The organism is Massilia sp. LC238, assembly GCF_000735635.1.
GTDB classification, from domain to species: Bacteria; Pseudomonadota; Gammaproteobacteria; order Burkholderiales; family Burkholderiaceae_D; genus Telluria; species Telluria varians.
This window is the reverse complement of sequence record NZ_JNNN01000066.1, coordinates 209003-223249: the sequence shown is the minus strand read 5'-3', so window position 1 is coordinate 223249 and position 14247 is coordinate 209003. Positions and strand designations below refer to the sequence as shown.

Here is a 14247-nt window from a genome sequence, read left to right as displayed (position 1 = left end):
AGCGCTGCCGTACTATGCGCCGATGTCTTGCTACCGCCGCGCCATAACGGGTACATCATTCTTTTTCACGGTCGTCACCCATGGCCGGCGCCCCATCCTTTGCGATGAACCCGTACGCGAGGCTCTGCGTTCTGCCATCGAGAAGGTACGTCTTCGCCTACCGTTCCAGATCGATGCGATGGTCCTCATGCCAGATCACCTGCACTGCATTTGGACGCTGCCAGATGGCGACATGAATTTTTCTACACGCTGGTCACAGATCAAGCATGAAGTGTCCTACAAGTGCCGTGATTTGTACGAGGCGACACTATCGCTATCGCGACGACGCCAACGCGAGGCGCCGATCTGGCAGCGGCGATTCTGGGAGCATCAGATTCGGGACGAAGTCGATATGGAGCGACACGTCGACTACATCCATTTCAATCCAGTCAAGCATGGCTTGGTCAAGGCAGCGTCAGCGTGGCCGTACTCGACGTTCGCACGCTACGTTCGGGCGGGAATTTATGCTCCGAATTGGGGCGGCAATCCTGCATGCGAAGATATGCGCTTCGAATAAGCGCAGCGACGGCGCTTGCGCCGGCTGACCGCGTGGGCGGCAAAGCCGCCCACCCTACGGGTCCTGCGGATCTGAGCCCAGCATCAGCTGCGCCGCCTCGCTCGGCAGCGCTTCTACCGACTTCAGCTTGCGCGCCATCTGGCGGCTGCGCACTTCGGCGCTTTCGATGTTCTTGGCGGCCTTCTCCAGCGTCGCCTTGGTGGTGGCCAGCACGTCGCCGAACTTGGTGAATTCGGTCTTCACCGCACCCAGCACCTGCCACACCTCGGACGAACGCTTCTCCAGCGCCAGCGTACGGAAGCCCATCTGCAGGCTGTTGAGCAGCGCGCTCAGGGTCGACGGGCCGGCGATCGTCACGCGCAAGCTGCGCTGCAGGTCGTCGGCCAGGCCGGGACGGCGCATCACTTCGGCATACAGGCCTTCGGTCGGCAGGAACAGGATCGCGAAATCGGTGGTCTGCGGCGGCGACACGTACTTTTCGCAGATCGTCTTCGCTTCCACCCGCACGGCGCGTTCCAGCTCGGCGCCGGCGCGCGCCACGCCCTCGGCATCGGCCATCTCGGCCGCTTCCAGCAGGCGTTCGTACTGCTCCTTCGGGAACTTGGCGTCGATCGGCAGCCACAGCGGCGGGCCGCCATCGACCACGCCGGGCAGCTTGATCGCGAACTCGACCCGTGCGCCGCTGCCCGCGATGGTCTCGACGTTCTTGGCGTACTGGTCATTGGTGAGCACCTGCTCGAGCAGCATCTCGAGCTGCACTTCGCCCCAGGTGCCGCGGGTCTTGACGTTGGTGAGTACTCGCTTGAGATCGCCCACGCCGATCGCCAGCTGCTGCATCTCGCCCAGGCCCTGGTGCACCTTTTCCAGGCGCTCGCTGACCTGCTTGAACGATTCGGTCAGGCGCGTCTCGAGGGTCGCGTGCAGCTTCTCGTCGACGGTCTGGCGCATCTCCTCTAGACGCTTGGCGTTATCGTTCTGCAGGTCGCGGATCTTGGTTTCCAGCGTGCCGCGCACTTCCAGCATGCGCTGGGCGTTCGATTCTGTGAGGTTCGACAGGGTCAGCTGCAGGGTGTCGGCGAAGCGCTTGAGGGCGCGCGCCTGCTCTTCGCGGCCGGCACTCGATTGCAATTGCATCTGCTGGCGCATGCCGTCGAACTGCTGCACGCTAGCGGCATGGTACTGGCCCATGTGCCCCGCCACTTCCTGGCGCGTGGCCTGGGCGGTGGATTGCATCTCGAGCCGCAGCTCGCGCTCCAGGCGCTCGATGTGGCGGCCGTCGCCGTTGGCACGTGCGCGCAACAGCAGCACCAGCTGCAGGGCGATGATCACGAGCGCAGCAAGGAGGATCAGGAGTTCGGTGATACCCATGCGTCAGTCGGCCTTGTTCCGCATCCAGTCGGCAGTGTTGTAGAAGGACTGCATCAGGCGCATGCGCAGGTCCTCGTCGTAGCCCAGGTCTTCCATTGCCCAGGCCATGGCGCGCAGCCACTGGTCGCGCTCCTTGGTGCCGATGGCGAACCCCAGGTGTCGCGCGCGCAGGCGCGGGTGGCCGTAGCGTTCGACGAAGAGATCGGGACCGCCCATCCAGCCGGACAGGAACATGAACAGCTTTTCGCGCGAGCTGTCGTTGGGTTGCGGGTGCATGGCGTGGATGCCGGCGAATTCCGGTTCCAGCTGCATCAGGTCGTAGAAGCGGTCGACCAGTTCGCGCAGGCGCTCGGCGGCGCCCATCACCTCGTAGAGGGTTTGTGTGTCAAGGGTATTCGGTTCGGACATGCCGCCATGATAGCGCGCCGGGGTCGCCACTGGCCACCCCGGCAATGCGTTGTTGCAATCAGGCTTCGCGCAAGGTCTGCAATGGGGGCTGCCGCAGCACGCTGCGCAGCCCCAGCCAGCCGCCGACCAGGGCGCAGAGGGCGCCCACGACCACGCCCGCCAGCCACACCTGCGGCTCGAACTTCCACGGGAACTTGAACACGTACTCGGCCAGCACCCAGCCCATGGCCGCCGCGCCGGTCGCCGCCAGCACGCCGGACAGGCCGCCCACCAGCACGAACTCGATCCGCTGCGCCGTCGCCAGTTGGCCGCGGGTGGCGCCGAGCGCGCGCAGCAGGCCGGCTTCGCGGGTGCGTTCCGACTGCGATCCCATCAGGGCCGCATACAGCACCAGCACGCCGGAGGCGAGCGTGAACATGAACAGGAACTCGACCGCCACCACCACCTGGTCGAGCACTTCCTGCAGCTGGCGGATGATGCCGGAGACGTCGATCACGGTCAGGTTCGGATAGGCGCGGGTCAGGCTGTTGGTGAGGTTTCCCGCGCTGCCAGGGAGGTGGAAGGCCGTCATGAAGCTCTTCGGCGCGTTCGCCATCGCCTGCGGGTTGATGATGACGAAGAAGTTGGCGCGCATCGAGCCCCACTCGAGCTTGCGCAGGCTGGTCACCTTCGCCTCCACCGGCATCCCGGCCATGTCGAAGCGCATGACGTCGCCCAGCTTCAGGCCCAGCCGGGTGGCCAGGCTCTGCTCCACCGAGGCCTCGGCCACGCCCGGGCCATCCTTGTACCAGCTGCCGGCGACGATCTCGTTGGTCTCGGGCAGGCTTGCTACCGTCGACAGGTTGAACTCGCGCTCGGCCAGGCGGCGCGCTTCGCCGTTCTGGAAGCTGTTGCGGGTGAGGAGGTCGCCGTTGATGTGGGTCAGGCGTCCGCGGATCATCGGGTACAGGAACACGTTCTGCACCCCGGCCCCGCGCAGCTGCTGCTCGACGCCCTGCGCCTGCTCCGGCTGGATGTTGATGATGAAGCGGTTCGGCGCATCCGGGGGCGTGGCCGTGCGCCAGGCGGACATCAGGTCGCCGCGCACCACGGTAAGCAGCAGCAGCGCCATCAGGCCGAGCGACAGCGACACCACCTGAACCACGGTGGCGCCGGGGCGGCGCTGCAGCGAGGTGATGGCGAAGCGCCAGCTCTGGTTGTTCGAGGCGCCGCGCAGCTGGCGCAGCAGGCGCAGGCCGAGCCAGGCGACCAGGGCGAACACGCCCAGGCCGCCGAGGAAGCCGCCGGCCGTCATCAATGCCAGCTTGGTGTCGCCGGCCTGCCACAGCAGCAGCGCCAGGAACACGCCGACGCCCAGGCCATAGGTGGCCAGCGCCAGCGGCTGCGGGCTTGCCGCTTCGCGCCGGATGACGCGGTTGTGCGGCACGTTGCGCAGCTGAAGCACCGGCGGCAGCGCGAAGCCGACCAGCAGCAGCAGGCCAGTGGCGATGCCCTGCAGCGCAGGCAGGGGCGACACCGGCGGCAAATCCGGCGGCAGCAGGTTGCCGATCATCTGGATCAGGATGAAGTGGGCGCCGAAGCCGACCGCCACACCCAGTATGCTCCCAAGCAGGCCGACAATGGCGAATTCGATCAGGTAGAGCGCACCGACCTGGTTCTGGGTCATGCCGAGGCAGCGCAGCATGGCACAGGCGTCCAGGTGGCGCTGCATGAAGCGGCGCGCCGCCATCGCGACCGCCACCGCGGCCAGCATCGCCGAGAGCAGGCCGACCAGCGACAGGAAGCTGTCGGCGCGGTCGAGCGTGGCGCGCATCTCGGGGCGGCCGTTCTCGAGCGTCTCGATGCGCACGCCGCGCACGTTGCGCGTGGCGATGTCGGCGCGCAGCCATTTTTCGAAGGCGGCCACGCCGGACATGTCGTTCTTCGAGGTCGAGGCCACCTGCAGCCGGTAGGTGACGCGCGAGAACGCGTCCACCAACCCGGTGGCCGGCAGGTCCTGCAGCGACAGCATCACGCGCGGCGCGAAGTTGGAGAAGCCGGCGCCCTTGTCGGGTTCGGTGGCGATCAGCTGGGCGATGCGGAACTGCTTGTCGCCCAGCTGGATGCTGCCGCCCACCCCGGTGCGCAGCGCCGGCAGCAGGTTGGCGTCGACCCAGACGGTGCCGGGCGCCGGGGTGTCCCGGGTTTTCTGTCCGATCGCGCGGCTGGCATCGTCCGGATTGGTGCTGATGCTGAGCTGGCCGCGCAGCGGGTAGCCGCTCGACACCGCCTTTACCGCGGACAGCTGCGCCATCGAGGCTTCGCCCTCGCCGGCCTGCGCCATGCTCTGGAAGGCCGCCGTTTCGGCGACCAGCAGGCCGCGCCGCTTCGCCTCGTCCTTCCAACGCTGCTGGATCGGATCGTCGGCATTTACCAGGAGGTCGGCGCCCAGCAGCTGGTGCGCGTCGCGGTTCAGGCCGGCGCGCATGCGGTCGATGAAGAAGCCGACCGAGGACAGCGCCGACACCGCCACGATCAGGGCCACCAGCAGGAAACGCAGCTCGCCCGCGCGCCAGTCGCGCGCGGTCATGCGGAGGGATTGGATGAGCATGGTGATCCCTTATGCCGCGGCGGCAGGACTGGCCTTCGCGAAGAACTCGTCCACCTCGGCGAGGAAGGCGCGCTTGCGCTCGGGGTCGAGGAAGGAGGCGGCGAAGCTGTTGCGGGCCAGCTGGCGCGCATGGCCGGCATCGAGCGGCAGTGCCTCGAAGGCGGCGATGAAGTTGTCGTTCATGTAGCCGCCGAAATAAGCCGGGTCGTCCGAATTGACGGTGGCGGCCAGGCCGGCGTCGAGCAGCTCGCGCAGGTTGTGGCTCCCCATCACGTCGAACACGCGCAGCTTGATGTTCGACAGCGGGCAGACGGTCAGCGCCATGCCCTCGCGCGCCAGGCGCTCGGTCAGCTCCCTGCTTTCGAGGGTGCGTACGCCATGGTCGATGCGCTCGACCTTGAGCACGTCGAGCGCGCTCTCGATGTAGGCCGGGGGGCCCTCCTCGCCCGCATGCGCCACCAGGCGCAGGCCGAGCTGGCGCGCGCGCTCGAACACGCGCGCGAATTTCTCGGGCGGGTGGCCGACCTCGGACGAGTCCAGGCCGACGCCGATGAATTTGTCGCGGTAAGGCAGCGCCTCGTCCAGCGTGGCCAGCGCTTCTTCCTCGGACAGGTGGCGCAGGAAGCACATGATCAGGGTCGCGCTGATGGGACTGTCCTGGCAGGCGCGCCAGATGCCGTTGATGACGGTCTCGAAGGGCACGCCGCGCGCGGTATGGGTCTGCGGATCGAAGAAGATCTCGGTGTGCCGAACATTGTCGGCATGCGCGCGGGCCAGGTAGGCGGCGGTCATGTCGTAGAAATCCTGCTCGGTCAGCAGCACGCTGGCGCCGGCGTAATAGATGTCGAGGAAGGACTGCAGGTCCCTGAAAGCGTAGGCCTGGCGCAACGCCTCGACCGAGGGGTAAGGCAGCGATACACCATTTCTTTGTGCCAGCGCAAAGATCAGCTCAGGTTCCAGCGAGCCCTCGATGTGGATGTGTAATTCTGCCTTCGGCATGTTCTGCAGGATATTGCGTAGTTGGGGATGCAGCATGATGTTCTCCGGCGCTGGTCTGTGTTCGATGGGACGTGGCCGACAAGTGTAACGCATGCTCGTCCGCCCTCTGTGCCATAGGCGAAAACAGGCATCCGTATTCACGGTTTGCGTGCGCCACAGCTTGAGCATATCGTGCACTATCGGCTCACAAAGTTGATATTTAAGCAGCCTGAAGCGGGCCGAATCGAACCGCTTCGGAACCGTGATAAAGGGAGATTTCAGGGAGCATTTTCAGTGCTCGCCAAGCCCCTCAAAAACGGACTTTTCTTATACGGTTCAAGCACTTGTATATGCAGTACCTGCGCGCACGACACTGCTTTGACTTCGGGAACTAATAGGCACATAATAAATTTCACAAACGCAAAAAAGACGCTCTCCAACCGACGGGAGACCGGACCGGCCCCATTCGGCTCGGTCCGGGACGACAACAAGAAAATCGCAGCATCCACGGCCCCGGCGATCCCGGTGCCAGGTGCGGGCGACCGACAAGGAGTACGCCAGATAAAGACCGGGGCCTGAGGCAGCCCTTGCACAGTCGGCTGCCATGACGTGATCGTTGTTCGTAACCTTGAGGACATTCGAAATGAGCATCTTTGACAACTACACCGCCCGCTACGAGCGTACCCGCGAAGAGGAATACTCCATGTCGGAGTTCCTCGCACTGTGCAAGAAAGACCCCCTGACCTATGCCAGCGCGCCCGAGCGCATGCTCGCGGCCATCGGCGATCCGACCCTGATCGACACCCGCCTCGACCCACGCCTGTCGCGCATCTTCGCCAACAAGGTGATCAAGGTCTATCCGGCCTTCCGCGATTTCTACGGCATGGAAGAAGTGATCGAACAGGTCGTTTCCTACTTCCGCCATGCGGCCCAGGGCCTGGAAGAACGCAAGCAGATCCTCTACCTGCTCGGCCCGGTGGGCGGCGGCAAGTCCTCGATCGCGGAAAAGCTCAAGAGCCTGATGGAACACGTGCCCTTCTACGCCATCAAGGGTTCGCCGGTGAACGAATCGCCGCTCGGCCTGTTCAACGAGGAAGAAGACGGCACCATCCTCGAAGAAGACTACGGCATCCCGCGCCGCTACCTGCGCGCCATTCCGAGCCCATGGGCCGTCAAGCGGCTGCACGAGTTCGGCGGCGACATCAACAAGTTCCGCGTGGTCAAGCGCTACCCGTCGATCCTGAAGCAGATTGCGGTCTCCAAGACCGAGCCGGGCGACGAGAACAACCAGGACATTTCCTCGCTGGTCGGCAAGGTCGACATCCGCAAGCTCGAAGACTACGCCCAGGACGATCCGGACGCCTACAGCTACTCGGGCGGCCTGTGCCTGGCCAACCAGGGCCTGATGGAATTCGTCGAGATGTTCAAGGCGCCGATCAAGGTGCTGCACCCGCTGCTGACGGCCACCCAGGAAGGCAACTACAAGGGCACCGAAGGCTTCGGCGCGATTCCCTTCGAAGGCATCGTGCTGGCGCACTCGAACGAATCCGAGTGGAAGACTTTCCGCAACAACCGCAACAACGAGGCCTTCCTCGACCGTATCTACATCGTCAAGGTGCCCTACTGCCTGCGCGTGTCCGACGAGATCAAGATCTACGACAAGCTGCTGTACAACTCCTCGCTCGACAAGGCGCCCTGCGCACCGGGCACGCTGCGCATGATGGCGCAGTTCGCGATCCTGTCGCGCCTGAAGGATCCGGAGAACTCGAGCATCTATTCCAAGATGCTGGTGTACGACGGCGAGAACCTGAAGGACACCGATCCCAAGGCCAAGTCGATGCACGAGTACGTCGACTATGCCGGCGTGGACGAAGGCATGAACGGCCTGTCGACCCGCTTCGCCTTCAAGATCCTGTCCAAGGTCTTCAACTTCGACAACACCGAAGTGGCGGCCAATCCGGTGCACCTGCTCTACGTGCTCGAACAGCAGATCGAGCGCGAGCAGTTCCCGCCGGAGACCGAGCAGCGCTACATGTCCTATATCAAGGAGCACCTGGCGCAGCGCTACGTCGATTTCATCGGCAAGGAAATCCAGACCGCCTATCTCGAAAGCTATTCGGAATACGGCCAGAACATCTTCGACCGTTACGTGACCTTCGCCGACTTCTGGATCCAGGACCAGGAATTCCGCGACCCGGACACCGGCGAGAGCTTCGACCGCGAATCGCTCAACGCCGAGCTCGAGAAGATCGAGAAGCCGGCCGGCATTTCGAATCCGAAGGATTTCCGCAACGAGATCGTCAACTTCAGCCTGCGTGCGCGGGCCACCAATGCCGGCAAGAACCCGGCCTGGACCAGCTACGAGAAATTCCGTAGCGTGATCGAGAAGAAGATGTTCTCGAACACCGAAGAACTCCTGCCTGTCATTTCCTTCAATGCGAAAGCGAGTGCCGAGGATGCCAACAAGCATGCCGACTTCGTGGCCCGCATGGTCGAGAAAGGCTACACGCCGAAGCAGGTACGCCTGCTGTGCGAATGGTACCTGCGCGTAAGGAAATCCTCCTGACAGGGCCAGCGCACGCCACGAATCGGCGTGCGCCGCACACGCGATTGTGGCGCGTATTAAGATAGACCTATAAGACAGACCTATCGAGATTTCGCCCGCCCGCAACGTATCGGCGGCTTGAAGAACCGTCGCGAGCGGCAGCTTTGCGGTCGAGAAGCGCAACCGTACAAACGTACGGTGAGCATCGCAGGGCTAGGCGCCCCCACCGCAAATGCAACGCGCAGCAGGTTCTTCAAGCCGCCACTACAGGAGGTTAGTTTGACTTATCTCATCGACCGTCGCTTGCAGGGCAAGAACAAGTCCGCGGTCAACCGCGAACGCTTCCTGCGCCGCTACAAGGCGCAAATCAAGGACGCGGTCGGCCGCGCCATCAAAGGCCGTTCGATCACCGATATCGAGAACGGCGAGAAAGTCACGATCCCCGTCAAGGACGTGAACGAACCCCATTTCGGCCATGCCCATGGGGGCGTCTGGGAAACCGTCAACCCGGGCAATACCGAATACCAGAAAGGCGACCAGTTCAACCGTCCGCGCAGCGGCGGCGGTGGCGCCGGGCGCGGGCGCGCCGGCAACAGCGACCAGACCACCGAGGACGATTTCATCTTCGAGCTGTCGCGCGAAGAATTCATGAACTATTTCTTCGAGGATCTTGAGCTGCCGAACATGATCAAGACGCAGCTCACCCAGACCATCGAGTACAAGAACCAGCGCGCCGGCTACAACGTGTCCGGTACGCCCTCGAACATCCACGTGCTGCGCTCGCTGCGCGGCGCGCTCGGGCGCCGCATCGCCGTCGGCGGCCCTGCCAAGCGCCAGCTGCGGGAAGCCGAGGAAGCGCTGCAGGCCCTGTTCGACGAAGGCGCGCCTTCCGATGACGAGCAGGTGATCGAACTGAAGGACAAGATCCACCACCTGCACATCCGCCTCAACGCGATCCCCTTCATCGATCCCTTCGACCTGCGCTACTCGAACCGGATCAAGGTGCCCAAGCCGAGCACCTCGGCCGTGATGTTCTGCATCATGGACGTCTCCGGCTCGATGGACGAAACGCGCAAGGACACCGCCAAGCGCTTCTTCATCCTGCTCTACCTGTTCCTCAAGCGCGTCTACGAGAAGATCGAGGTCGTCTTCATCCGTCACCATACGGCCGCGGCCGAGGTCGACGAGAACGAGTTCTTCCATTCGCGCGAGTCGGGCGGCACCGTGGTGTCCTCGGCCCTGCACCTGCTGCAGAAAGTGCTCACCGAGCGCTACGGCAGCGCGGACTGGAACGCCTACGTGGCCCAGGCCTCGGACGGCGACAACTGGGACAACGACTCGGTGCTGTGCAAGCAGATCTTGAACAACGCCATCATGCCGCGGGTCCAGTACTACACCTACGTCGAGATCACCGACGGCCCGCCGCAGAACCTGTGGGAGCAGTATTGCGAGGTGGCCGACCACCACAAGAATTTCGCGATGCAGAAGATCGTCACCCCGGCCGACATCTACCCGGTCTTCCGCGAGCTGTTCAAGAAGCAGCCAAAGTAAGAGGCCCGCCATGCCAAGAGACCCCAACAATCCGCGCGCCCTGCCCGACCAGTCGGAGTGGACCTTCGACCTGATCGAACAGGCGCACGAGGAAATCAAGCGGGTGGCCAAGCGCTACGGCCTGGACACCTACCCCAACCAGCTCGAGATCATCACCGCCGAGCAGATGATGGACGCCTACACGTCCGTCGGCATGCCGGTGTCGTACAACCACTGGTCGTTCGGCAAGCACTTCCTGACGACCGAAAAAAGCTACAAGCGCGGCCAGATGGGCCTGGCCTACGAGATCGTCATCAACTCGAATCCCTGCATCGCCTACCTGATGGAGGAGAACAGCCTGACGATGCAGGCCCTGGTGATCGCTCATGCTGCCTACGGGCACAATTCCTTCTTCAAAGGCAACTACCTGTTCCGCACCTGGACCGATGCCGACGCCATCGTCGACTATATGGTCTTTGCGAAGAACTATATTGCCGAGTGCGAACAGCGTTACGGCATCGACGCGGTCGAGGAGCTGCTCGACTCCTGTCATGCCCTACAGAACTATGGCGTCGACCGCTACAAGCGGCCGGCCAAGCTGTCGGTCGCGCAGGAAACCGCGCGCCAGAAGGAGCGCGAGGAATACGCCCAGTCGCAGGTCAACGCGATCTGGCGCACCCTGCCGCTGCGCGAGGAACAGGTGACGAGTACGGCGCCGAGCCGCTTCCCGCCCGAGCCGGAAGAAAACCTGCTCTACTTCATCGAGAAATACGCGCCGCTGCTGGAACCCTGGCAGCGCGAGCTGGTGCGTATCACGCGCAAGATCTCGCAGTACTTTTATCCACAGCGCCAGACCCAGGTGATGAACGAAGGCTGGGCCACCTTCTGGCACTACACCATCCTGCAGGACCTGTACAAGGAAGGCATCGTCGGCGACGGCTTCATGCTGGAGTTCCTGCAGAGCCATACGAACGTCGTCTACCAGCCGCCGGCAACCAGTCCCTATTACAGCGGGATCAACCCGTATGCGCTTGGTTTCGCGATGATGACCGACATTCGCCGCATTTGCGAAGACCCCACCGATGAAGACCGCGCCTGGTTCCCGGACATCGCGGGCAGCGACTGGATCAAGACCCTGGACTTCGCGATGCGCAACTTCAAGGACGAGAGCTTCATCGCCCAGTACCTGTCGCCCAAGCTGATCCGCGAATTCCACTTCTTCGCCGTGCTCGACGACGACCGCAGCGACAAGTTGACGATCTCGGCGATCCACGACGAGCAGGGCTACCGCTACGTGCGCCACAAGCTGGCCGAGCAGTACAACATCGGCAGCCGCGAGCCGAACATCCAGGTCTGGCAGGTGAATACCCGCGACGACCGCGCCCTGACCCTGCGCCACACGCAGTTCAACCGCCGGCCGCTGAACCAGCAGGCGCAGGAAGTGCTCAAGCACGTCGCGCGCCTGTGGGGATTCGATGTCAGGCTGGAAACAGTGGACCCGAGCGGCCACGTGGTCAGCTTCCTCGAGTGCCGCCGCGAGAAGCGCGGCCGCTGAAGCTGAAGCTTCATCCTTGCTGAAGGCGCGGCAGCGGCCACCCGGCGGCTGCCCTTTCCTCCTGGCCAGGCGGCCTGTGGGTTGGAACGGCGGCGGCCGCGCCAGGCTTTTCCAGCGCAAGGTGCCGGCACCGATTCCTGGCGCCGGGCGGCGCTACGGCAAGCCGAGCCATCCCTCTAAAATTTTTACGTACTCAGCCGCGCCGCCCAAGCAATTTTCCTGTAATAATGCCTGCGCTGACCATTTCGGCTGGACCAATTTGTATCAAGCATGCGTTTGATGTCCTTGCAAGCGCCGGCCGGGCGTCTCGAGCGGCCATTTGGCGTCGATATTGACGATGCATGTGGCTTCTGCACGGAGAACAAGTCTACCTGTGCAACCTAGCAGCGCCTTCTATCGCCCCGCGCCTCGTTTTACTACCCCCTCCCCAACAAAATGACCACCTCGACGTAATTTTTTTGCGCTTGAGTGCGCGAACACACTGTTCAAAACGCCGAATTCCATGTAGTTTTGCTATGCATGAGAAGCAGATATCCGCAAAGCGGTTATCAAACGCACAACTGAAGCATATCAAGACGCGCTTTGCCCATGACTTTTAGCTATGCGTTTCGTGGGGCAAAAGCGGGTTCCAGGGCTGCTCAACAGTACGCGCCGCTTCCGCAAAACTGGCTATAGTTTTCGTAAATACCAAGATGTCATCATATGAAATTTGTTATGTGACCGCTTTGGCATGGAAAATTCGGCAAAACCGGGTTGGGCGCCTCACGATCCACAGATGGAGGAGAACTGCTACATAAAATTACAATTCACCCCTGCTTTCTGGACCACGCACGACCGGCCGAGGGACTTGTATAGATGGGCTTCTTTGCCTGTTTTTACAGGCAGTTAGCATCCCTTCGGGGGTGTAAAAATGTCTCCTCAAAAAAGAATTCGTAGGTATAATTCTTTGATGTCCCGGATGCGGCCCTAGATTTTTGTCGTGTTTAGTGGGTTTAGTGGCAACAAAAAAGAGTTGGTATTGGAGAAAGATGGCATGAATTTTACGCATGATAAGAACCCGGGAAAGAATTACACCGGTCTCGCCATTGTTATCCTGTTGCACGTGGTGGTGGCTTGGGCATTTATCAATGGCCTGGGCACCCGGATCGTCACCAAGGTAACCGAGGCTGTTGAAACAAAACTGATTGAAGAGGTGAAGCCGCCGCCACCGCCGGAAACGCCGCCACCGCCGCCACCGCCGGAAATGAAGGCTCCGCCACCGCCGTTCATCCCGCCGGTCGAAGTCCAGGTGCAGCAGCCGCCGCCGCCGCAGAACGCGATCACGACGGCGACCAATACGCCGCCGCCGACCACGACTCTGGCACCGCCGGCACCGCCCGCTCCGCCGGCCCCACCGGCGCCGCCGCGTGCTGCAGGTCCGAGCCGTACCGAAGCAGTGGCCGACTTTAACACTTGCGCACGTCCGGAATATCCGCGTTCGTCGCAGCGTAACGAAGAAACCGGTACCACGACCCTGCAGTTCCTGATCGGGGCCGATGGTCGAGTGATGGAATCCAAGCTGCAGAAGTCGTCCGGCTTCCGCGATCTGGATCGGGCCGCACAATCGGCCCTGAGCAAATGCCGATTCAAGCCGGCCACTGTAGATGGTCAGCCGCAACAGGCGTGGACAGCGGTGCAGTACGTCTGGACGCTGGAATAAAACCGAGACGGAACATCGTCTCAACTCTATGATTTTCGTTGTCAATAGTTCAGCGAACTGTCTATTTTTATATTTTTGGAGGAAGCATGTTTAAGAATACCCGTTTGTCCGCTATGCTGGCGGCTGTCCTGTTCTCGGTAACGGCGGCATCGGCCCTGGTTTCCGCACCGGCCTTCGCTGACGCTCCTGCCGCAGGCGCCACCGCTCCGGCGGCTGACGCGGCTGCCCCGGCTGCCGACGCAGCAGCACCGGCTGCCGACGCTGCAGCCGCTCCGGCTGACGCAGCTGCACCGGCTGCTGCCGAAGGCGCTACCGAAGAAGTCCACAACCCGTACGGCATCGAAGCCATGTGGGAAGAAGGCGACTTCGTCAACAAGGGCACCATCATCATCCTGTCGCTGATGTCGATCGGTTCGTGGTACATCATCATCACCAAGCTGATCGACCAGCAGAAGATCATGCGTCAGTCGAAGGAAGCTTCGGCCAAGTTCTGGAAAGCACCGTCGATCGCCGCTGGCTCGGCTCAGCTGAAAGAAGGCTCGCCGTTCCGCTTCATCGCTGAAACCGGCACCAAGGCAACCCAGCACCACGACGGCGCCCTGCTCGAGCAGATCGACCTGTCGACCTGGGTGACCATGCAGATCCAGCGCGCCGTGGACCGCGTCCAGTCGCGCCTGCAGGATGGCCTGTCGTTCCTGGCAACCGTCGGTTCGACCTCGCCGTTCATCGGTCTGTTCGGTACCGTCTGGGGCATCTACAACGCGCTGACCGCCATCGGTATGTCGGGTAACGCGTCGATCGACAAAGTGGCAGGCCCGGTGGGTGAAGCACTGATCATGACCGCATTCGGTCTGTTCGTTGCAGTCCCGGCGGTTCTGGGTTACAACTGGCTGGTTCGTCGTAACAAGTCGGTCATGGAAGACGTCCGTTCGTTCTCGGCTGACGTGCACTCGGTCCTGATCTCGGGCGCCATGTCGACCTCGAACGCTGCCGCTGGTGCTAAGAAGGCTGGCTAATC

Annotated in this window: 10 protein-coding genes; 6 read left to right on the top strand and 4 right to left on the bottom strand. The window is 62.6% G+C overall.

What is annotated here, in order from left to right:
• Positions 1-22: 22 nt before the first annotated feature.
• Positions 23-556 (top strand): transposase, encoded by a 534-nt coding sequence (locus FG94_RS18790; RefSeq protein WP_036214673.1) that lies wholly within the window; start codon positions 23-25, stop codon positions 554-556.
• A 54-nt stretch (positions 557-610) separates the two neighbouring features.
• Here FG94_RS18790 and FG94_RS18785 read toward each other — a convergent pair whose 3' ends face one another.
• The 4 genes from FG94_RS18785 to FG94_RS18770 are packed head-to-tail and all read right to left on the bottom strand — an operon-like array spanning position 611 to position 5957.
• Positions 611-1924 carry a DNA recombination protein RmuC gene (locus tag FG94_RS18785; protein WP_036214672.1) on the bottom strand — a complete coding sequence of 438 codons (1314 nt, stop codon included), beginning with the start codon at positions 1922-1924 and terminating at the stop codon, positions 611-613.
• 3 nt (positions 1925-1927) lie between these two features.
• On the bottom strand, positions 1928-2332 hold the full coding sequence (locus FG94_RS18780) for a group II truncated hemoglobin (RefSeq protein WP_036214788.1): 405 nt from the start codon (positions 2330-2332) through the stop codon (positions 1928-1930).
• Between the two features lie 58 nt (positions 2333-2390).
• Positions 2391-4922, bottom strand: a complete 2532-nt coding sequence (locus tag FG94_RS18775) for an ABC transporter permease (RefSeq protein ID WP_036214669.1) — start codon at positions 4920-4922, stop codon at positions 2391-2393.
• A gap of 9 nt (positions 4923-4931) precedes the next feature.
• The gene (locus FG94_RS18770) at positions 4932-5957 is read right to left on the bottom strand and encodes an adenosine deaminase (RefSeq protein ID WP_036214667.1); all 1026 of its coding nucleotides are present in this window, start codon (positions 5955-5957) and stop codon (positions 4932-4934) included.
• A gap of 586 nt (positions 5958-6543) precedes the next feature.
• Between FG94_RS18770 and FG94_RS18765 the strand changes: the two genes are divergently transcribed.
• From FG94_RS18765 to FG94_RS18745, 5 genes are all read left to right on the top strand, one after another.
• Positions 6544-8466, top strand: coding sequence for a PrkA family serine protein kinase (locus FG94_RS18765; protein ID WP_027865247.1), 1923 nt, complete (start codon positions 6544-6546; stop codon positions 8464-8466).
• A gap of 258 nt (positions 8467-8724) precedes the next feature.
• Positions 8725-9996, top strand: coding sequence for a YeaH/YhbH family protein (locus FG94_RS18760; RefSeq protein ID WP_036214664.1), 1272 nt, complete (start codon positions 8725-8727; stop codon positions 9994-9996).
• 10 nt (positions 9997-10006) lie between these two features.
• Positions 10007-11530, top strand: coding sequence for a SpoVR family protein (locus FG94_RS18755; protein ID WP_027865245.1), 1524 nt, complete (start codon positions 10007-10009; stop codon positions 11528-11530).
• 1033 nt (positions 11531-12563) lie between these two features.
• Positions 12564-13229 (top strand): energy transducer TonB, encoded by a 666-nt coding sequence (locus FG94_RS18750; protein ID WP_036214661.1) that lies wholly within the window; start codon positions 12564-12566, stop codon positions 13227-13229.
• 86 nt (positions 13230-13315) lie between these two features.
• Positions 13316-14245 carry a MotA/TolQ/ExbB proton channel family protein gene (locus FG94_RS18745; protein ID WP_200879999.1) on the top strand — a complete coding sequence of 310 codons (930 nt, stop codon included), beginning with the start codon at positions 13316-13318 and terminating at the stop codon, positions 14243-14245.
• Positions 14246-14247 lie beyond the last annotated feature (2 nt).